The organism is Oleiphilus sp. HI0128 (genome assembly GCF_001635365.1).
In genome coordinates this window covers 1-737 of the sequence record NZ_LWGG01000092.1, presented here as the reverse complement: position 1 = coordinate 737, position 737 = coordinate 1, and the positions used below count along the sequence as shown (strand labels likewise).

1 protein-coding gene is annotated in these 737 nt (G+C 45.9%); it reads left to right on the top strand.

Going from position 1 to position 737, the window contains the following annotated elements; translation table 11 throughout:
* Window positions 1-737, top strand: a 737-nt coding sequence (locus A3763_RS01185; protein WP_156494800.1) for a DUF3362 domain-containing protein, incomplete at both ends; no start/stop codon positions are given.

Here is a 737-nt window from a genome sequence, read left to right as displayed (position 1 = left end):
GTTTTGGTGGCTGTTCATTCTGCTCGATCACAGAACATGAAGGCAGAGTAATACAGAGTCGATCAGAAGATTCCGTTATCCATGAGATTGAGCGAATCAGGGATATGACACCCGGTTTCACCGGCACCATTTCTGATCTGGGCGGACCTACTGCAAACATGTACCATCAGAATTGTCGCTCAGAGGAAATTCATGCAAGTTGTCGTCGACTGTCATGCGTCTATCCTTCAATTTGCAAAAATCTGATTACTGACCACTCGCCCACAACAAATCTATACCGACGCGCCAGAACACTACCCGGAATTAAACGCATACTTATTGCTTCCGGCTTACGCTACGACCTAGCAGTAGAAGACCCGGAATATATAAAGGAACTTGTTACACACCATGTAGGCGGCTACCTGAAAATTGCACCGGAACATACTGAGAGCGGCCCTTTATCAAAAATGATGAAACCCGGCATGGGCACTTATCATCGCTTTAAAGAACTATTTGAAAAATATTCTGCCGAAGCCGGAAAAAAGCAATACCTTATTCCTTACTTCATATCAGCTCACCCTGGCACGCGCGATGTCGATATGATGAACTTGGCATTATGGTTAAAAGAAAACGGATTTAGGGCGGATCAGGTACAAAACTTTTATCCCTCACCGATGGCTAGCGCCACCGCCATGTACCATTCCGAGAGAGATCCGCTCCACCGGATCAATTACAAGACAGAAAAGGTGTCCATTCCC